Origin of the sequence: Aeromonas sp. FDAARGOS 1415 (genome assembly GCF_019048365.1) — a bacterium.
Lineage (GTDB): Bacteria > Pseudomonadota > Gammaproteobacteria > Enterobacterales > Aeromonadaceae > Aeromonas > Aeromonas taiwanensis.
On record NZ_CP077363.1, the window covers coordinates 1,296,885 to 1,317,121 of the forward strand.

16 protein-coding genes are annotated in these 20,237 nt (G+C 63.6%); 10 read left to right on the forward strand and 6 right to left on the reverse strand.

The window, feature by feature from the left end; translation table 11 throughout:
• The first annotated feature begins 41 nt into the window (after window positions 1-41).
• The 6 genes from gorA (at window position 42) to I6L45_RS06255 (ending at window position 9,714) form a co-directional block, all read left to right on the forward strand.
• A complete protein-coding gene (gene gorA, locus I6L45_RS06230) occupies window positions 42-1,391 on the forward strand; it encodes a glutathione-disulfide reductase (RefSeq protein ID WP_216983722.1) in 1,350 nt (449 codons plus the stop codon).
• Between the two features lie 420 nt (window positions 1,392-1,811).
• Window positions 1,812-3,506 (forward strand): potassium-transporting ATPase subunit KdpA, encoded by a 1,695-nt coding sequence (kdpA, locus tag I6L45_RS06235; protein ID WP_216983723.1) that lies wholly within the window; start codon window positions 1,812-1,814, stop codon window positions 3,504-3,506.
• 55 nt (window positions 3,507-3,561) lie between these two features.
• Window positions 3,562-5,619 carry a potassium-transporting ATPase subunit KdpB gene (kdpB, locus tag I6L45_RS06240; RefSeq protein ID WP_216983724.1) on the forward strand — a complete coding sequence of 686 codons (2,058 nt, stop codon included), beginning with the start codon at window positions 3,562-3,564 and terminating at the stop codon, window positions 5,617-5,619.
• A 264-nt stretch (window positions 5,620-5,883) separates the two neighbouring features.
• The gene (locus I6L45_RS06245; RefSeq protein WP_216983725.1) at window positions 5,884-6,411 is read left to right on the forward strand and encodes a potassium-transporting ATPase subunit C; all 528 of its coding nucleotides are present in this window, start codon (window positions 5,884-5,886) and stop codon (window positions 6,409-6,411) included.
• The gene (locus I6L45_RS06250) at window positions 6,404-8,992 is read left to right on the forward strand and encodes a sensor histidine kinase KdpD (protein ID WP_216983726.1); all 2,589 of its coding nucleotides are present in this window, start codon (window positions 6,404-6,406) and stop codon (window positions 8,990-8,992) included. Before I6L45_RS06245 ends, I6L45_RS06250 begins: the two co-directional genes overlap by 8 nt.
• Window positions 8,993-9,030: 38 nt before the next feature.
• Window positions 9,031-9,714, forward strand: coding sequence for a response regulator (locus tag I6L45_RS06255; protein ID WP_005307112.1), 684 nt, complete (start codon window positions 9,031-9,033; stop codon window positions 9,712-9,714).
• A 4-nt stretch (window positions 9,715-9,718) separates the two neighbouring features.
• Here I6L45_RS06255 and I6L45_RS06260 read toward each other — a convergent pair whose 3' ends face one another.
• Window positions 9,719-10,846, reverse strand: a complete 1,128-nt coding sequence (locus tag I6L45_RS06260) for an MFS transporter (protein WP_216983727.1) — start codon at window positions 10,844-10,846, stop codon at window positions 9,719-9,721.
• Window positions 10,847-10,938: 92 nt separating this feature from the next.
• On the opposite strand from I6L45_RS06260, the gene I6L45_RS06265 reads away from it, so the two are divergent.
• Window positions 10,939-11,763 (forward strand): helix-turn-helix domain-containing protein, encoded by an 825-nt coding sequence (locus I6L45_RS06265; protein ID WP_216983728.1) that lies wholly within the window; start codon window positions 10,939-10,941, stop codon window positions 11,761-11,763.
• Here the strand turns inward: I6L45_RS06265 and I6L45_RS06270 are convergent.
• Complete coding sequence (locus I6L45_RS06270) at window positions 11,693-11,932, reverse strand: hypothetical protein (RefSeq protein WP_216983729.1); 240 nt, start codon at window positions 11,930-11,932, stop codon at window positions 11,693-11,695. The genes I6L45_RS06265 and I6L45_RS06270 overlap by 71 nt on opposite strands.
• A 285-nt stretch (window positions 11,933-12,217) precedes the next feature.
• Here I6L45_RS06270 and I6L45_RS06275 point away from each other — a divergent pair, with 285 nt between their 5' ends.
• Window positions 12,218-13,471: a valine--pyruvate transaminase gene (locus I6L45_RS06275; protein ID WP_216983730.1), complete on the forward strand. Its 1,254-nt coding sequence runs from the start codon at window positions 12,218-12,220 to the stop codon at window positions 13,469-13,471.
• Window positions 13,472-13,551: 80 nt separating this feature from the next.
• On the opposite strand, the gene I6L45_RS06280 is transcribed toward I6L45_RS06275, so the two are convergent.
• Entirely contained in the window at window positions 13,552-13,992 is a 441-nt protein-coding gene (locus tag I6L45_RS06280) for an Hsp20 family protein (protein WP_216983731.1), read from the reverse strand.
• 94 nt (window positions 13,993-14,086) lie between these two features.
• The gene (locus I6L45_RS06285; protein ID WP_216983732.1) at window positions 14,087-14,500 is read right to left on the reverse strand and encodes an Hsp20 family protein; all 414 of its coding nucleotides are present in this window, start codon (window positions 14,498-14,500) and stop codon (window positions 14,087-14,089) included.
• 275 nt (window positions 14,501-14,775) lie between these two features.
• On the opposite strand from I6L45_RS06285, the gene I6L45_RS06290 reads away from it, so the two are divergent.
• Both I6L45_RS06290 and I6L45_RS06295 read left to right on the forward strand, forming a co-directional pair.
• Window positions 14,776-15,546 carry an MBL fold metallo-hydrolase gene (locus tag I6L45_RS06290; RefSeq protein WP_216983733.1) on the forward strand — a complete coding sequence of 257 codons (771 nt, stop codon included), beginning with the start codon at window positions 14,776-14,778 and terminating at the stop codon, window positions 15,544-15,546.
• Window positions 15,547-15,633: 87 nt separating this feature from the next.
• A complete protein-coding gene (locus I6L45_RS06295) occupies window positions 15,634-16,596 on the forward strand; it encodes a GlxA family transcriptional regulator (protein ID WP_216983734.1) in 963 nt (320 codons plus the stop codon).
• Window positions 16,597-16,724: 128 nt separating this feature from the next.
• Here I6L45_RS06295 and gyrB read toward each other — a convergent pair whose 3' ends face one another.
• Together gyrB and recF are read right to left on the reverse strand one after the other, a co-directional pair.
• Window positions 16,725-19,136, reverse strand: coding sequence for a DNA topoisomerase (ATP-hydrolyzing) subunit B (gyrB, locus tag I6L45_RS06300; protein ID WP_216983735.1), 2,412 nt, complete (start codon window positions 19,134-19,136; stop codon window positions 16,725-16,727).
• Window positions 19,133-20,236, reverse strand: coding sequence for a DNA replication/repair protein RecF (gene recF, locus I6L45_RS06305; protein ID WP_134695585.1), 1,104 nt, complete (start codon window positions 20,234-20,236; stop codon window positions 19,133-19,135). The genes gyrB and recF overlap by 4 nt, the downstream gene beginning before the upstream one ends.
• Between the last annotated feature and the right edge of the window lies 1 nt (window position 20,237).

Genomic DNA, 20,237 nt, shown 5'->3' on the forward strand with positions numbered 1-20,237 from the left:
TCATGCTGTGATTGCATTCTTAACGAGCGGAGAACCTCGCAATGGCACAGCATTTTGACTATATCGCCATCGGTGGCGGCAGCGGTGGCATCGCCTCGGCCAACCGGGCCGCCATGTACGGCAAGCGCGTCGCCCTGATCGAAGCCAAAGAGCTGGGCGGTACCTGCGTCAACGTCGGTTGCGTGCCGAAGAAGGCCATGTGGTATGCGGGCCAGATCGCCGATGCCCTGAGATATGGCGCCGACTACGGCTTCGACACCACCCTCAACCACTTCAGCTGGGCCAAGCTGGTCGAGTCCCGCCAGGCCTATATCGGCCGCATTCATCAGTCCTACCAGAACGTGCTGGGCAAGAACCAGATCACCGTCATCAAGGGCTTCGCCCGCTTCATCAGCAGCAACACCATCGAGGTGAATGGCGAGCACTACAGCGCCGATCACATATTGATCGCCACCGGCGGCCGCCCCGAAGTGCCGGCCATCCCGGGGGCCGAGCTGGGCATCGACTCCGACGGCTTCTTCGAGCTGCAAAGCCAACCAAAACGGGTGGCCGTGGTGGGTGCCGGCTATATCGCCGTGGAGATCGCCGGCGTGATGCAGGCGCTTGGCTCCGAGACCCATCTGGTAGTGCGCAAGCACGCGCCGCTGCGCAACTTCGACCCCATGATCCACGAGACCCTGGTGGAGATCATGGCGCAGGAAGGGCCCAAACTGCACACCCACGCCATTCCGAAAGCCGTGGTCAAGAACGCTGACGACAGCCTGACCCTGCAGCTGGAAGATGGTCGCCACCTTACCGTCGACTGCCTGATCTGGGCCATCGGCCGCGTTCCGGCCACCAACAACCTGAACCTGGCCGCCACCGGCATCACGCTGGACGAGAAGGGCTTTATCCCGACCGACAAGTTCCAGAACACCACCGTCGCCAACCTCTATGCGGTGGGTGACAACACCGGCCGCATCCAGCTCACCCCGGTCGCCGTCGCGGCGGGCCGCCGTCTCTCCGAGCGGCTGTTCAACAACAAGCCGAACGAGCACCTCAACTACGATCTGGTGCCGACCGTGGTGTTCAGCCACCCGCCCATCGGCACCATAGGGTTGACCGAGCCGGAAGCCATCGCCGAATACGGCGAGAGCCAGGTCAAGGTCTACCGCAGCCAGTTCACCGCCATGTACTCGGCGCTGACCCAGCATCGCCAGCCCACCCGGATGAAACTCGTCTGTGTCGGCCCCGAGGAGAAAGTGGTTGGCCTGCACGGCATCGGCTTTGCCATGGACGAGATCCTGCAAGGCTTCGGTGTCGCCATGAAGATGGGTGCCACCAAGGCGGACTTCGACAACTGCGTCGCCATCCATCCCACCAGCGCAGAAGAGTTTGTGACCATGCGCTGATGGCCGTGTGAGGGGAGAAACTCGGGGACTATCTCGACAACTGCGTTCTCCCTCTTCATCCCACCAGCACGGAAGAGTCTGCGACCATGCGCTAACCGCATATCAAGGTCACAGCGACTTGCTACCAAACCCGGCTCAGGCCGGGTTTTTCGTTCCATCCACCGCTGCTCCCTCGCAAAACACGCCTTCTTTACGCCGATTTTACGCCCGCTCCCGGCCGCGTTATGGCGCCTTTACGCCCCTCTTTCATACCCTTTCAGCGTCAATGACATCGAAGGGATCGACACGGATATGCATTGGTCCCTGACGCTAATTACCTCAACGGAGTCGTTATGAATTGGCTATATCTGCTGCTGGTCCTCGCCCTCGCGGGCTATCTGCTGCGCGCCCTCGCGCGCACCCATGAGTGAGGAACCGGATATGTGGCAAGAGATCATCTATCCCGTCGCGTTCGTACTGCTGGTGCTGCTGCCGGCGCCTCTGCTTGGCAACTACCTGTATCGGGTATTTGAGGGCAAGAGTAGCTGGCTGGCTCCCGTCGAGCGCGCCACCCTGGCCTGCTGCGGCACGGACGGGCGCGAGCAGGACTGGAAGTCCTACGCCCTCAGCCTGCTGGCCTTCAATGGCGCCGGCTTTGGCCTGCTGTTCCTGATCCTGCTGGCACAGGGGCTGCTGCCCCTCAACCCGCAACAGCTGCCCGGGCTGAACTGGCAACTCGCCTTCAACACCGCGGTCAGCTTCATGACCAACACCAACTGGCAGGCCTACTCCGGCGAGGCCAGCCTCTCCTACTTCAGCCAGATGGTGGGGCTCACCACCCAGAACTTCGTCTCGGCCGCCACCGGCGCCGCCGTCGCCATCGCCCTGTTCCGCGGCATCGCCCGCCAGCAGACCACCCACCTCGGCAACTTCTGGCAGGATCTGGTGCGCTTCTGCCTCTACGTGCTGTTGCCGATGGCATTGATCCTGGCGCTGCTGCTGGTCTGGCAAGGGGTACCCCAGAGCCTGTCGGCCTACCTGCCGTTCCACGCCCTGGAAGGCCAGGAGCAGCTGTTGCCGCTCGGCCCGGCTGCCTCCCAGATCGCCATCAAGCAGCTCGGTTCCAACGGCGGTGGCTTCTTCGGCGTCAACTCGGCCCATCCGTTCGAGAACCCGACCGCCCTCTCCAACTGGCTGGAGATGGTCGCCCTGCTGACGCTGGCCGCCGCCATGGTCTGCACTCTGGGTCGCTACATAAAGGACCTGGCCCACAGCCGCGCCATCCTCGTCGCCATGACCCTGATGATGGTGATCGGGCTCTTCGTCTCCATCACCCAGGAGCTGAAACCGGACCCCGCCCTCACCCAGCTCACCACTGATGCCAGCAGTACGGCCGGCAACTGGGAAGGCAAGGAGAGCCGCTTCGGCCCCCTGCTCTCCAGCATCTGGGAAGTGGCGACCACCAGCGCCTCCAACGGCTCGGTCAATGCCATGCACGACAGCTTCACACCTCTCGGCGGCATGGTCGGCATGATCAACATGCTGCTCGGCGAGGTCATCTTCGGCGGGGTCGGCTCCGGTATCTACGGCATGATGCTGTTCGTGCTGCTGACCGTGTTCCTGTGCGGCCTGATGGTGGGGCGTACCCCGACCTATCTGGGCAAACGGCTCGGCATCACAGAGATGAAATGGGTGGTCGCCAGCATGCTGGTGATGCCGGTCGGGGTATTGGTGATCGGCGGGATCACCCTGCTGATGCCGGACTCCGCCACCGTCATCGGTCATGGCGGCCCTCACGGCCTGTCCCGGCTGATCTATGCCTACGCCTCGGCCGCCGGCAACAACGGCTCCGCCTTCGCCGGCTTGGCGGCCGCCGACAGCTGGCAGTGCATCGCCATCGGGCTGGCCATGCTGCTCGGCCGCTTCGGCTACATCATTCCGGTGCTGGCCATCGCGGGCCAGCTGGCCCGCGCCCCGCGCCAGGAGCGAAGCGAGGGGGACTTCCCCGTCAGCGGCCCGCTCTTCATCACCCTGCTGATCGTCACCGTGCTGCTGATGGGGGGTCTCTCCTTCCTGCCGGTGCTGGCGCTGGGTCCGGTGGCGGAACACCTGAGCCTGCTGGGAGGTGCCTTCTGATGCTGCACACCCCACTGATCGCCGTGGTCAACTATTCGATGCAGGGAGCTTTCCAATGAGCAAGTCCGCTTCAATGAGCACCGACACCCTCAAGGTGAAGGGCAAGAAACAGAAATCACAGATCCTGCAGGCCATGGTGGAAGCCCTCTATCGCTTCAACCCCAGGGCGCTGCTCGGCAGCCCCATCCTGTTCACTCTCTGGCTGGCGGCCGTGATGGCCAGCGTGGAATCCCTGCTGGGGCAGCCTGTCTCCGGCGTCGCCCCTTCGCTGGCCTGGCAGCTGACCGCCTGGCTCTGGCTCACCCTCTGGTTTGCCAACTTCGCCGAGACCCTGGCCGAGGGGCGCGGCAAGGCACGGGCCGACAGTCTGAAGGCCGGCATGAGCCAGCTCAGGGCGCGCCGGGTCACCCATCCGCAGGATGACAAGGGGGAGTGGGTGCCGGCCACCAGCCTGCGCAAGGGCGATCTGGTGCTGGTGCGCAGCGGCGAGATGATCCCCGCCGACGGCGAAGTGGTCGCCGGCATCGCCTCGGTCAACGAGGCGGCCATCACCGGCGAATCCGCCCCCGTCATCCGCGAGTCTGGCACCGATCGCAGCGGCGTGACCGGCAACACCACCGTCGTCTCCGACGAGATCTGGGTGCGCATCAGCAACAATCCGGGCGAAAGCACCCTGGATCGCATGATTGCGCTGGTGGAAGGGGCCAAGCGCCAGAAGACCCCCAACGAGATGGCGCTGGACGCCCTGCTGGTGGGGCTGACCCTGATCTTCCTGCTGGTGGTAGCCACCCTGCCCTGGTTCCTCGACTACAACGGCACCCAGGTGCCCCGGCTCTACCTGCTGGCCCTGTTCATCACCCTGATCCCGACCACCATCGGCGGTCTGCTCTCCGCCATCGGCATCGCCGGCATGGACCGGCTGGTGAAGCTCAACGTGATCGCCAAGTCGGGCCGGGCGGTGGAGGCCGCCGGCGACGTACGCACCCTGCTGCTGGACAAGACCGGCACCATCACCTTCGGCAACCGGATGGCGGATGAACTCATCCCGGCCCCCGGTATCGATCCGGCCCTGCTGGCCCAGGCCGCCATGCTGGCCTCGCTCGGTGACAACACGCCGGAGGGCAAATCCATCCTGACCCTGGCGGGCAAGAGCCACACCAGACCGAGCCAGCTGGAGAGCGACATCCTGATCCCCTTCAGCGCCGAGACCCGGCTGAGCGGGCTGGATCGCAACGGCCATCACTATCGCAAGGGGGCGGTGGATGCGGTGCTGCGCTACCTCTCCCTCGATCGCAAGGCGGTGCCCGAGCCCATCCTCAAGTCGGTGGACAGCATAGCTCGCCAGGGCGGCACCCCGCTGCTGGTCTGTACCCACGAGAAGCTGCTGGGGGTGGTGTTCCTCAAGGACATCATCAAGCCGGGCATCAAGGCTCGCTTCCAGATCCTGCGCCACATGGGGATCCGCACCGTGATGATCACCGGCGACAACCCGCTGACCGCCGCCGCCATCGCCGCCGAGGCCGGGGTGGACGACTTCATCGCCGAAGCGACACCGGAGAAGAAGCTGGCCTACATCCGTCAGGAGCAGGCCGACGGCCGGCTGGTGGCCATGTGCGGAGACGGCGCCAACGACGCCCCTGCGCTGGCCCAGGCCGACGTGGGGCTGGCCATGAACGAGGGCACCCAGGCCGCCAAGGAGGCGGGCAACCTGGTGGATCTCGACTCCAACCCCACCAAGCTGCTGGACGTGGTGCTGGTAGGCAAGCAGCTGCTGGTGACCCGTGGCGCCCTGACCACCTTCTCCATCGCCAACGACGTGGCCAAGTACTTCGCCATCCTGCCGGCCCTGTTCATCGCCGCCTATCCGCAGCTGGGGGCGCTGAACCTGATGCAGCTGGGCAGCCCCGAGAGCGCCATCCTGTCGGCCATCATCTTCAACGCCCTGATCATCGTCGCGCTGGTGCCGCTGGCCCTGCGCGGGGTCAGCCTGCAGGGCACTGCGGCCAGCCTGCTGCGCCGCAACCTGCTGATTTACGGCGTTGGCGGCCTGATCGTGCCCTTTATCGGTATCAAGCTGCTCGACCTGGTTATCACCGGCCTGGGGCTGGTGTGATGAAAACGCAGCGCGATGGTATCCACGGCCAGATCGTGCCCCCATACCCCCATGGATGGGCATCAAGTTGATTGACCTGGTTATCACCGGCCTGGGACTGGTGTGATGAAAACGCCGCGCAATGGTATCCACGGCCAGATCGTGCACCCATACATCGGCATCAAGCTGATCGGCCTGGTCATCACCGGCCTGGGGCTGGTGTAACGGCATCACCGGATGCGGGGCAGACCCGCATCCACTCAACGCATTTGGAGCAAGAAAATCATGATAGCAATCAGAACCCTGCTGACCCTGACCCTGCTGCTGGGGGTAGCGTATCCGTTAGCCGTCACCGGGCTGGCCCAGCTTGTTTTCCCCTGGCAGGCCAACGGCAGCCTGCTCACCAACGACAAGCAGCAGGTGATCGGCAGCGCCCTGCTGGCCCAGAAGTTCGAGCGGGCCGACTACTTCCACTCCCGCCCCTCCGCCAGCGACTTCGCCACCATAGGTGGCAGCGCCAGCAACCTGGGGATGAGCTCGCCCCTGCGGGCCGAGTTTGCCGCAGCGGCGGCCAGGGCGCAGCCGGAAGCCAGGGTCCCCGCCCTGCTGACCCGCTCCGCCTCCGGCCTCGATCCCCATCTGCCCCTCGATGCGGTGCTGGCTCAGGTGGACCGGGTCGCCGGGCAACGGGGACTGGATCCCGCTCGGCTGACGGAGCAGGTCAAGTCGGCGGCACAAGCTGGTATCCTTGGCCCCCAGGTGGTCAATATTCTCCAGCTGAATCTGCAGCTCGATAAGGACAAGAATGCGTGATGAGGTGAGGGCCGATGCCCTGCTGGCCAGTCTGGAGCAGGATCACAGGGGCAAGCTGAAGGTGTTTCTCGGCGCCGCCCCCGGTGTGGGCAAGACCTACGCCATGCTGCAGGCGGTGAGGGAACAGGCCAGAGAGGGGGTCGACATCCTGATCGGGGTGGTGGAGACCCACGGTCGCCAGGAGACCCTGGCCCTGCTCGACAAGCTCGCCATCCAGCCGCGCAAGCTGTACCTGCACCGCCAGCAGCGGCTGGAGGAGATGGATCTCGACGGCCTGCTGACCCGCAAACCCGCCATCGCCGTGGTGGACGAGCTGGCCCACAGCAACGCCCCCGGCAGCCGCCACGAGAAGCGCTGGCAGGATGTGGAGGAGCTGCTCGGTGCCGGTATCGACGTCTATACCACCCTCAACGTGCAGCACCTGGAGAGCCTCAACGATCTGGTGTGGCAGCTGACCGGCGTCAGGGTCAAGGAGACCCTGCCCGATCAGGTGCTGCTGGAGGCAGACAGCCTGGTGCTGATCGACCTGCCTCCCAAGGAGCTGCTCGGCCGCCTCAAGGAGGGCAAGGTCTATGTGCCCCACCAGGCCAAGGCCGCCCTGCAATCCTTCTTCTCCCTCAACAACCTGACCGCCCTGCGGGAGCTGGCGATGCAGACCGCCGCCAGCCACGTGGAGGGAGATCTGCAACTGCAGTGGCAGGCCGCCGGCAAGACCACGCTGCCGCTGAGGGGCAAGCTGATGGTCTGCCTCGGCGACGAGCACGGCGCCGCCCTGGTGCGCTACGGCCACCGCTTCGCCCAGCGCCGTCAGCTGCCCTGGCTGGTGGTGCATGTCGACAGCAAGGGGCAGCGTTCCGCCGAGCAGGAGCAGGCGCTGGCGCTCGCCTCCCAGCTGGGTGCCAAGGTGCTGACCCTCTCCAGCCCGGCGGTCGCCGATGCCCTGCTGGAGACCGCCGAACAGCAGCAGGTCTCGCAGCTGTTGCTCGGCAAACCCCACAACCCGCCCTGGCGCCGCTCCCTGGTGCAGCATCTGCTCAAGAAAGCTGAGGGACTCGAGATCACCCTGGTGGACACGGAGCAGCGAAAAACCGGACCGAGGTTGCAGCCGCCCCACCCCAAGGACGTTCGCCAGAGCCTGCTGGCGGTGGTCATCATGGGGACCACCTCGGCCGCCGTCTGGGGCCTCTCCCACTGGCTGCCCCCCGCCTCCCTGCCCATGCTGTTCGTGCTGGGGGTGCTGGCCACCGCGCTCACCACCAGCCTGGTGCCCGCCATCCTGGCCGCCGTGCTGGGCTTCGTCGGACACAACCTGTTGTTCACCGTCCCCTATTTCTCGTTGAGCGTGGCCAGCCACAGCGACCTGCTCACCCTGTTCGTGCTGCTCATCGTCGGCATCACGGCCGGACGCCTCGCCTCCCGTCAGCGCCAGCAGCTGGTCAGTCTGCGCGAGACCCAGCAGCTGGGCAACGCCCTGCTCTCCCTGAGCCAGGGGCTGGCCACCGCCAGCAGCCCGGTCGAGGTGCTCAGGCAAGGCTGCCAGGCCATCTCGCTGGCGCTGGGCCAGCCGGTGTTCGCCCTCGACCACCACTACCAGTACTGGGCGGGCTCGACCGAACACAAGCCGGGACAGACCGACAAGGCCGCCATCGACTGGTGTCTGGCCCAGAAGCAGAGCGCCGGCGCCCACACCGCCACCCTCAACGCGGCCGAGGCCCAGTACCATCACCTCAGCGATGACCTGGTGCTGGGCATATTGCTGGCCAATCCGCTCGCCTCCTCGGCCGAGCATCAGCTGCAGGCGCTGCTCACCGACATCCGCGCCGCCCTGGCACGGATCGACCTCAACGAGCGGCTGGCCGACAGCCAGCTGCAGGCGGAGACCGACCGGATGCGCGCCGCCCTGCTCTCCTCTGTCTCCCACGATTTGAAGACGCCGCTCGCCACCATCATGGGGGCCGGCAGCACCCTGCTGGAATATGGTGACCGGATCAGCAGCGAAGACCGCAGCGAGCTGTTGCACTCGGTGCAGGAGGAGGCGCGCCGCCTGCACAGCTATGTGCAGAACCTGCTGGACATGACCCGGATCGGTTCGCCGGACTTCCAGCTGAAACGGGACTGGGTCGATCTGGTGTATCTGGTGGAGAATGCCCGCCGCCGGCTCGACTCCTCCTGGCGCCAGCACAAGTTGCTGGTGCACTTCGATCAGCAGATCCCCCGTCTCTATGTGCACGGTGCCCTGATCGAGCAGGTGCTGGTCAACATCCTCGACAACGCCTCCCGCTACTCGCCGGCCGGCACTCCCATCGAGTTCAAGGTGATGCTGGCGGACCCAGACCTCATCATCGACATCATCGATATCGGGGTCGGCATCGCCGAGTCGGACCGCGACAAGATCTTCAACCTCTTCTACACCCAGCCGGTCGGTGACTGCGGCAGCCGTGGTACCGGGCTTGGCCTCGCCATTTCCCGCGCTATGATAGAGGTCCACGGGGGCCGCATCTGGGCCTTTTCCGGCCCCAACGGCAACGGCACCTGCATGCGCATCTCACTGCCGCTGGCACTCAACGCTCCGGCGGCCTGATGGTCGCCGCCCTTTTTCATCTGCGAGCTGGAGGTTGAATGGCTCACATACTGGTCATCGACGACGAGGCGGCCATCCGCCGTTTTTTGCGGATCAGCCTGATCGCCGAAGGCCATCAGGTCAGCGAGGCGGTCGGCGTCAACGAGGGGCTGGCGCAGTATCGCCACCTCAACCCCGACCTGGTGATCCTGGATCTGGGTCTGCCGGATGGGGATGGCCTTCAGGTGTTGCAGGCCATTCGCGAGCACCATCAGCATCCGGTACTGGTGCTGTCGGCGCGGGACTCGGAGCAGGAGAAGGTGCGCCTGCTGGATGCGGGAGCCAATGACTACATGAGCAAGCCGTTCGGCGTCGGCGAGATGATGGCCCGTATCCGGGTGCTGCTGCGCCAGCGGGCCGGGGTCAGCAGCGGTGAGTGCCGCCACTTCCCCCAGTGCGGGCTGACCCTGGACAGCAGCAGCCACAGGGTCACCCTGGGGGAGGAAGAGGTGGCCCTCTCCCGCAAGGAGTTCGCCCTGCTGCAGGCCCTGGTGTGCCACCCCGGCAAGCTGGTGTTGCAGACCCAGCTGCTCAACGACATCTGGGGGCCGAGCCACAAGGAGGACACCCACTACCTGCGCATCGTCATCGCCAGCCTACGCAAGAAGCTGGGGGATAACCCTCAAGACCCCGCCCTTATCGAGACTGAATCCGGCATCGGCTACCGCTTTATCGGCAGCTGATGTTTCACGTGGAACGTCGCCAGCAACAACACAGGGCCAACAGACCGCAGCCACCGAGCAGCAGACCGAGATCCTGCAAGCTGGCAGCAACCGCCAACCCCAGGCTGAGCAGCAGGTAGTAGCCGAGCCCGAACAGGGCGCCGGCACTGCCTGCCACCTCCCGATAGGCCAGCAGCGCCTGGCTCAGCACATTGGGGATCGCCAGCCCGAATGCCACTACCACCCCCATCATGGGCAGCAGAAACCAGAGCGACGCCTGGCTGGCCCACACCAGCCAACCCGAGCCCAGAGCCAACACGGCGGCGAGCCGGATCAGGGAGGCAGGCGACCAGCCAAGCCCCAGCAGACGCTTGTTGAGCAGGCTGCCCCCCAGGGTCGCCAGTGCCAGCACGATACCGGAGTAACCAAACTCACCCGCGCTCAGCCCCAGCCCGGCAAACAGAAAGGGCGCCAGACTGTAGTAGCCAAACAGCATGGTGTTGAACAGGGCCACCAGAGCGGCGCGGCGCCACAAGCCGCTATCACGCACCATCCGGCATGCCAGCGGCCAGAGTGCCACTCGCTGGGTGGTGATCGGCCGGGTTTCCGGCAACTGCCGGCAGGCCATCAGCAACAAGCCGATTGCCAGCGCCAGCAGGGCGCCAAATACCCCGAGATAACCAAAACCATCGGCCAGCAGGCCGCCGCTCACCAGCCCCAGCACTGGGCTCAGGGAGAGCGCTATGCCCATCACCGAGAAGACCCGCGCCAGATCGCTGCCCTGATAGCTGTCGCGCAGCATGGTCTGGGTCACCACGGATCCCACGGCGGCACCGAAGGCCGCAATGACCCGGGCCAGCAGCAGGGTTTCAAACTCAGTGGTCAGCAACGCCAGCAGGGTGCCGGCGCCATAGGTCAGCAACCCCGCCAGCATGGCGGGACGCCGACCGATGAGATCGCACAACCGGCCCCAGCAGACCACGCCCGCCGCAAACGCCATAAAATAGACCGACAGGGTCTGGGACGCCTGCCCCTCGCTCACCCAAAACTGGCTGGTGATATGGGTCAGTACCGGGCTGTAGATGGTCTCCACTATCTGCGGAAACATCATCAGTCCGACCACCAGCCAGAGCGGTGGCAACTTGTTGTTCATGACAAACCTCCTTCACTAGAGGCCGTCATTCTAGAGTGACACCGATTGTCCGATTACAATAAGCAGGACTATAAACATCAAGAATCGGACACATGGTCTTTATTCTTCCCGATCACCCTTTTGATCCGGACCAGCACGACGGCAGTGCCATCGGGATCGCCGCCGCCCTCGGCTGGCACGACTCCGGCCGTCATCAGCACAGGCGCCATCAGCTGCTGTTCGCCCAGACCGGCTGCATGACCATAGAACTGGACGATCGGGTCTGCCTGCTGCCGCCGACGCGGGCGGCCTGGTTGCCGGCGGGTCTGCCCCATCGGGTGCTGATGCGCGGGGTGGTGGCCTATCGTTCCCTCTATTTCAAACCCGAACCCGGCTTGCCGGCCGAGATGGCGGTGCTGGCGGTCAACCCGCTGCTGCGGGAGATCATCGAACGGATGGCGCTTTGGCCGTGGGACAAGCCGGAGGCAGAGCAGACCTGCACGCTGGCATTATTGAAAGAGGAGCTGGCGCAAGCGCCGCGGGAATCCTGGCAGTTGCCGCTGCCGTCAGACGTACGTCTGGCCGGCTGGCTGCAGGAGGTGAAACAGAGTGGCGCCCTGCCCGATCGGCTCAACCGGCTGGCCGAACGGGTGGGTGCCAGTGACAAGACCATAGGCCGCATCTTCATGCGGGAGACCGGCATGAGCTACCAGGCCTGGCGTCAGCAGTGGCGACTGCTGCGGGCGCTGGAGCTGCTGGCCGAAGCCGGGCCCATCAGCCGGGTGGCGGCTGCGCTGGAGTTCGCCAGCGACAGCGCCTTCATCGCCTTCTTCAGGCAGCACACGGGGCAGACCCCCTTGCGCTATCTCAGCTCTCTGGATGAGTCTCGTCGGCCGAGCTCGCCTCCACCACCAGGGTCTCCAGCGCCAGGGGCTTGAGGTTGTGGATGGCATGCTCGACCACCTCACGGGAGGCCTGCTGTTGCAGGGTCAGCACCTCCTGCTGCAACCCGGCGCTATCCAGCTCGGGTCTGGGGTTCTCGTTGGCCATGACGTTCAGGCTCAGACTGCTTGCAATTGCAATCAGGGTCGCGATCAGGGTTTTCATCTGGCGTGCTCCGGTGTGGTTGAGATGACCAGATAGGTATTCCAATAGTTGTGCCAGATTTATAAGCTGATGATTTTGCTGATATAAGTATTTTTTCGATGCTATTGATAGCACCCAGACCATGTCTATTGGTTATTTTAAAACCAACAAGTGGTTGTTTTTACCACACCCGGGGCGCCAGCCCTGTTTCACGTGGAACGTTCCATTTTTTTGATCGACACCCGCTTTTGAAGTGAGCTATGGTGCTAGCTCCCCCCTAACAACTGACTCTGGATTTGCCACCGAATGGAATTCTCCTTGTTCGGCGAGAAGTTCACTCGCCACGCCGGTATTACCCAACTCATGGACGACCTCAATCAGGGACTGCTCAACCCCGACGCCATCATGCTGGGAGGCGGCAATCCTGCCCCCATCCCCGCCATGCTTGAGCGCTTCCAGGCCGAGGCAAAGACCCTGCTGGACAACGGCGAACTGATCAAGGCCATGGCCAACTACGACGGCCCGCAAGGCAAGGACAGGTTTACCAGGGCGCTGGCAGGACTGCTCAGCAAGGAGCTGGGCTGGGAGATCTCGGCCCGCAACATCGCCCTGACCAACGGCAGCCAGAACGCCTTCTTCTATCTGTTCAACCTGCTGGCAGGCGAATTCGCCGACGGCCGCAAGAAGAAGGTGCTGTTCCCGCTCGCCCCGGAATACATCGGTTATGCCGATTCGGCGCTCTCCGACGATCACTTCGTGGCCTACAAGCCGACCATAGAGAAGCTGCCAGACGGCCAGTTCAAATACCACGTGGACTTCGAAAGCCTGCAGGTGGGTGACGACATCGGGGTGATCTGCGTCTCCCGCCCGACCAACCCCACCGGCAATGTGCTGACCGATGACGAGATAGAACATCTGGATCAGATCGCCCGTGACAAGGGCATTCCGCTGCTCATCGACAACGCCTACGGCGTGCCCTTCCCCGGCATCATCTTCAGCGAGGCCAAGCCGTTCTGGAACGCCAACACCATCCTCTGCATGAGCCTCTCCAAGTTGGGGTTGCCGGGTACCCGTTGCGGCATCGTCATCGCCGACGAGAAGATCATCCGGGCCATCACCAACCTGAGCGGCATCATCAATCTGGCACCGGGCAGTCTGGGACCCGCCGTCACCATTCCGATGATCGAGAGCGGCGACATCATCACCCTGAGCGAACAGGTGGTGAAACCCTTCTATCGCCAGAAGGCCGATCTCGCGGTGCGCCTGTTGCGGGACGCCATCCCGGATCCCCGCTTCCACATCCACAAGCCGGAAGGCGCCCTCTTCCTCTGGCTCTGGTTTGAAGACCTGCCGATCCACTGCCAGGCACTCTACGAGCGGCTGAAGGCGAAGAACCTGCTGATCGTGCCGGGCCACTACTTCTTCCCCGGCATCGACGACTCGGAATGGCGTCACAGCCAGGAGTGTATCCGCCTCAACTACTCCCAGAGCGAGGAGCTGGTACGCCGCGGCATCGCCATCCTGGCCGACGAGATCAACGCCCTCTACGCCGCCGGCTAAACGGCGAGCCAAAACAAGAAGGCCTGCAATTGCAGGCCTTCTTCATTTTCACGCTTGTCTTCTGTACCTGGGCGACCGGATTAACCGGGCAGGGCCAGCGACTCGGCCTTGCCGATGGGAATGGCGCGGGGCTTGAGTGCCTCGGGCAGTTCACGGGCCAGCTCTATAGTCAGCAGGCCATGCTCCAGCCTGGCCCCCTGCACTTCCACGTGCTGACTCAGCCGGAACGCAAGCTCGAAGTCGCGCTCGGCAATGCCCTGATGGAGGAACTGGCGTTCGCCAGCTGCGGCAGCCTTGCGCCCCTTCACCTTGAGGGTGCCCTCTTCGGTTTCCAGCTCCAGCTCGTCGTGCTCGAAGCCGGCCACGGCCACCGTGATGAGGTAGCGGTCGGGATCCCGCTTCTCGATGTTGTAAGGGGGATAGGCCGCAGTCTTCTGATCGAACAGGCCTTCCAGCTCACGGGCCATCCGCTCGAAGCCGACGGCATTGGAATAGAGATGAGAAAAATCGAGGTTACGCATGATCCTATCCTTCTAATAAGCAACAGGTTTGACTCTCCACAGGCCCGTCATCGGCACCCGGGAAATGGGGTAATACGCGATTGAGGGATCCGGCTTAGCCGTTGATCTCGATCTTGCGCGGCTTCATCGCCTCGGGCACTTCACGCACCAGTTCGATGTGCAGCAGACCGTTCTTGAGATCGGCGCCTTTCACCCGCACATAGTCGGCCAACTGGAAGCGGCGCTCGAAGCCACGTTCGGCTATGCCCTGATAGAGATAGTTGCGCCCGGCCTCGGCCTGCTTGTTGCCCTTCACCGTCAGCAGGTTTTCCTGAAAGCTCAACTCCAGCTCTTCCTGGATGAAGCCCGCCACCGCCATGCTGATGCGGTAGTCGTTGTCACCCAGCTGCTCGATGTTGTAGGGGGGATAACCGGCATTGCCATTGCTGGCCGCAGATTCGATGAGATTGGCCAGGCGATCGAAACCGATGGCAGAACGATAGAGCGGAGAAAAGTCGATAGAACGCATAGAATTACCCTCTTGTGAGCGATAACGGATTGTTTGCCCTCCTCATGGACGGGCGGCTGGTCGAAACCTCTGTCGAGCGTTCCGGCCTTGTTATCTATATAGGGCCCAGCTTTTGGCTTTCAAGGGCGACCCCTGAAGAAATTGCGATCACCTCCCTTCTCGGCAACGGGATCCCCATCTGGCCCGATCATGACGAAACTCGACCCGCGGGCCACTGATGGCCCTCCTGCTTCCCCGGCATACTGGCTGCACATCCACCATCACGGAACTATCCTATGCAGATAACCCAGGTTCGCAACGCCACCCTGCTGATCGACTATGCCGGCAGCCGATTTCTGATCGACCCCATGCTCGCAGCCAAGGAGAGCCTCCCTGGCTTCGAGGGCACCGCCAACAGTCACCTGCGCAATCCACGGGTCGCGCTGCCATTTCCAATCGCCGACCTGCTCGAGGTGGATGCCGTCATCGTCACCCACGACCATCCCGATCACTGGGACGATGTCGCGAGAGCGCAGATCCCCAAACACCTTCCGCTGTTTGTACAGCATCAGAAGGATGCCGATGCCATTCGGGCCTGTGGCTTCAAGGATGTGCGTCTGCTGGACGAAGGGAGCGAATTCACCGGCATCCGCCTGCAGCGGACAGGTGGCCAGCACGGCAGCGATCAGGTCATGGCGGCACTGAGTGAACGCCTCGGCGAGGTGTCGGGAGTGGTCTTCTCCCACCCGGACGAGAAGCGCCTCTATCTGGCGGGTGACACCGTCTGGAACGAACAGGTGGCGCAAGCACTTCACCAGCACAAACCCGAGGTGATCATCCTCAACTGCGGCGATGCCCAGATCCCCGGGCTGGGCTCCATCATCATGGGCAAGGAGGACGTGCGCGCCGTCTATCAGGCAGCGCCTGAAGCCACCCTGATCGCCAGCCATATGGAGGCCGTCAACCATGCGCTGCTGTCACGCGGCGAGCTGCGCGATTTCCTTCGCGAGCACAACATGCAGGACAGCGTCCTGATACCCGAGGATGGCGAGACACTCTCCCTGTGATGGCCGGGCCATGCGCGATGCATGGCCCTTCGACTTTCTGTGGTGGCCCCTTATGATGGGGGCCTGAGTGCAAAGGAAGCAGCCATCATGCCTACCCCCGTCGTCGCCGTCATCACCTTCGATCACTTCAGCCCCTTCCACTGCGCCGTGCCCTGCCTCATCTTTGGCGACACCATGATGCCGGGGCAGCCCCTGTTCGAGCTCAGGCTCTGCGCCGGGGACAGCATCCGTCACCCCGCCTCCTCCCAGGGCTTTCGCATCGATCCCGACCACGGGCTGGAGGGGCTGGCCGAGGCAGACATCATCATCATTCCCTTCTGGCGCGACCCGGCCGAGCGACCGGCTCAACCCCTGCTCGACGCCCTGGTGGCTGCCCATCGGCGGGGAGCGCAGGTGGTCGGACTCTGCCTCGGCACCTATGTGCTGGCCTACGCCGGCCTGCTGGACGGGCACAGGGCCTCCACCCACTGGGAATACGAGCAGGACTTCATCCACCGCTTCCCCAAGGTTCGGCTCGACACCAATGCCCTCTATGTGGATGACCAGGGCCTCATCACCTCGGCCGGCACCGCCGCAGGGCTGGACTGCTGTCTCTATCTGGTACGCCAGCACCATGGCAGCCGCATCGCCAACAAGCTGGCCAGGAGGCTGGTGGTGCCTCCCCACCGGGAGGGTGGCCAGGCCCAGTTCATCGAGCAGCCTGTCCCCGCCTCCACCCGGGACGCCAGGATCAACCAGCTGTTCGATCACCTGCGCGCCCATCTGGCCGAACCCCATACCCTGGACAGCCTGGCGGAGCACTGTCTGATGAGCCGGCGCACCTTCACCCGCCGCTTCCAGCGGGCCACCGGCCTCTCCCTCGGCGAGTGGTTGCTGGCAGAGCGCCTGCGCCGCAGCCAGGAGTTGCTGGAGTCCGGCAACCACTCCATGGAGCGCATCGCCGAGCTGGTCGGGCTCAGAACGGCCGCCAGCCTGCGCCAGCACTTTCGCACCCGCTTCGGTGTCTCGCCGCGGGAGTGGCGCCGCACCTTCCGGGGTGATCAGATCTAGCGCCTCCCCGCTCTGTCATTGGGTATGGATAAGATGTTCCACGTGGAACGAGCCAGATAACTCCTGACGCCAAAAACAAAAAAGCCGCTCACAGGGAGCGGCTTTTTAATTGTATCAGGGGCGTCGCATCAGACGTCGAGGTTGGCCACGCGCAGGGCGTTGGTCTCGATGAAGTCGCGACGCGGCTCTACGGCGTCCCCCATCAGGGTGGAGAAGAGCTGGTCGGCACCGACGGCATCGTCGATGGTGACGCGCAGCATGCGGCGGGCTTCCGGATCCATGGTGGTTTCCCACAGCTGGTCCGGGTTCATCTCGCCCAGCCCTTTATAGCGCTGGATGTAGATGCCACGCTTGCCTTCGCCCATCAGCCACTCGACCGCTTCCACGAAGTTCGCGACCGGTTTGACCTTCTCGCCACGCTTGATGTAACCGCCTTCCTCGATCAGGTTGGCGATCTCCTTGCCCAGGGAGACCAGTTGACGGTACTCGCCGGATTGCAGGAAGTCGTAGCTGAGCGGGTATTCACGGTCGACCCCGTGCTGGCGTACCACGGCGTGCGGCACGAACAGGCTGCGCTCTTCGTCGCGGCGTACCTGCATCTGGTACTGGATGCCGTGGTTGCTCTCGTTGAGCACGGCTTCCATGCTCTGGCACCAGGCCTGCAACTCGCTCTCGCTGGCCAGCAGGGTTTCGTTCAGCTCGGGCTGATAGATCAGCTGGGTCAGCACGGCTTCCGGCGCACGGCGGGACATGCGGGTGATGAGGTGAGAGACGGCACGGTGCTGGTTGACCAGACGCTCCAGCGCCTCGCCACCGATGGCCGGGGCAGACTCGTTGACGTGCAGGGTAGCACCGTCCAGCGCCATGGCGGTCTGGTACTGCAGCAGCGCGTCCTCGTCTTTCAGGTACTGCTCCTGCTTGCCCTTCTTCACCTTGTAGAGCGGCGGCTGGGCGATGAAGACATAGCCACGCTCGATGATTTCCGGCATCTGACGATAGAAGAAGGTCAGCAGCAGGGTACGGATGTGCGCACCATCGACGTCCGCATCCGTCATAATGATGATGTTGTGATAGCGCAGCTTGTCCGGGTTGTACTCGTCACGGCCGATGCCGCAGCCCAGGGCGGTGATCAGGGTGCCCACCTCCTGGGAAGAGATCATCTTGTCGAAGCGGGCCTTCTCCACGTTCAGGATCTTGCCCTTGAGCGGCAGAATGGCCTGGTTCTTCCGGTTGCGACCCTGCTTGGCGGAGCCGCCTGCAGAGTCCCCTTCCACTATGTAGAGTTCGGAGAGGGCCGGGTCTTTCTCCTGGCAGTCCGCCAGCTTGCCGGGCAGACCGGCGATGTCCAGCGCCCCCTTGCGGCGGGTCAATTCGCGGGCCTTGCGGGCCGCCTCTCGGGCACGGGCCGCATCGATGATCTTGTTGACCACGATCTTGGCGTCGCCCGGGTTTTCCAGCAGGAAGTCCGCCAGCTTCTCACCCATCGCCTGTTCCACGGCGGTCTTCACTTCGGACGAGACCAGCTTGTCCTTGGTCTGGGAGGAGAACTTGGGATCCGGCACCTTGACGGAGATGACGGCAATCAGGCCTTCACGGACGTCGTCGCCGCTGGCGGCAGACTTGGCCTTCTTGCTGTAGTCCTCTTTGTCCATGTAGGAGTTCAGAGTACGGGTCAGTGCGGTACGGAAGCCCACCAGGTGGGTACCACCATCCCGCTGCGGGATGTTGTTGGTGAAGCAGTAGACCCCTTCCTGATAGGCGTCGTTCCACTGCATGGCGACTTCGACGCCGATGCCGTCCTGCTCAGTGGTGAAGTGGAACACCTTGGGATGGATCGGAGTCTTGTTCTGGTTCAGGTACTCGACGAAGGCCTTGATGCCCCCTTCGTAGCAGAAGTGCGCCTCGCGGCCATCGCGCTCGTCCATCAGACGGATGGAGACGCCGGAGTTGAGGAAGGAGAGCTCGCGCAGACGCTTGGCCAGGATCTCGTAGTGGAACAGGGTGTCGCTGAAGATGGTAGGGCTCGGCCAGAAGCGCACTTCGGTCCCGGTGCCTGTGCTGTCACCGATCTGCTTGAGCGGCGCCTGCGGCTCGCCCAGGTGATAGGTCTGCTCGTAGACGTGACCGTTGCGGCGGATGGTCAGCAGCAGCTTGTCGGAGAGCGCGTTCACCACGGAGACGCCCACGCCGTGCAGGCCGCCGGACACCTTGTAGGAGTTGTCGTCGAACTTGCCGCCCGCGTGCAGCACCGTCATGATGACTTCGGCGGCGGAGCGGCCCTCTTCCGGGTGGATGTCCACCGGAATGCCACGACCGTTGTCGCGCACGGAGACGGAGCCGTCGGAGTGGATCTTGACCTGGATATCGGAGCAGTAGCCAGCGAGCGCCTCGTCAATGGAGTTGTCGACGACCTCGAACACCATGTGGTGCAGACCCGATCCATCGTCCGTATCGCCGATATACATCCCCGGGCGCTTGCGGACCGCATCCAGGCCCTTCAGCACCTTGATATTCGAGGAGTCGTAAGTATTTTCACTCATAGCTTACTCTCTGCCTTCTCTAACGTTTCGGAGATCTTGCCTTGTTCCACGTGGAACAGCTTGCAGTCACTCGCATCCATCATGTCTGCGAGCTGGCCGGTATCGATGGCGGTAATGAACACCTGAGACGCACACTGCTTCAGCCTTGCGGCCAGCAGACGACGCTTGTCGACATCCAGTTCAGAGGCAAAATCATCAATTAAAAAAATACAGCCGCGGCTGCTATGTTGATTCAAATAGAGCCCTTGGGCCAGCCGCATGGCACAGACCAGCAACTTCAACTGACCCCTGGACAAAATATCTTGAGCGGGAACGCCGTTCGCCTTGAGCCGCACATCCGCCTTCTGCGGACCTACCCCAGTGTACCCCATGGCACGATCCCGTTCGAACCCCGCCTCCAGCAACTCATTGAGAGGCGTGTCTTTTTCCCAGCCTCGATAGAATCCAAGACTGATGTCGAATTCCGGCAGGAAATCTGCCGTCATCTCCTTGATCAGGGGGGTAATGGCCTGACAATAACTGGCGCGAAAGCCCGCCAGTTCACCACCCAGACGTACCAGCTCCTGATCCCAGAACGCCAGTTGGCGATACTGAGTACTCTGGCGCAGCAGGGCATTGCGCTGCTTCAACAGCCGACGTACCCGCCCCCACAGGGAGAAGAAGGTCGGCTCCTGATGGAAGACGCCCCAATCCAGCCAGGCCCGGCGTGCCTGGGGCCCGCCGGTCAGCAGGCTGAAACCATCGGGGTGGATCAGCTGCACCGGCAACAGCTCGGCCAGATCGGCCAGACGCTGAGCCTGGGCACCGGCAATCTTGAGCTGGGTCTCGCCCCCCTTGTCCTTGGCAAGCCCGATGGGCACCTGACGCCCCTCCAGCTCGCACTGGGCAAACAGGGTGAAGGCCCGCTCGCCCTGGCGGATGACCCGCCCGGTCAGGTGCGTGCGAAAAGATCGGCCGAGACCAAGGTAATGAATGGCTTCCAGCACGCTGGTCTTGCCGCTGCCGTTGCTGCCGACCAGGATGTTGAGGCCGGGCGACAGCGCGAGACTGGCGTGCTGGATGTTGCGAAAGTCGCTGAGCTGGAGTTTGACCAGAGACACG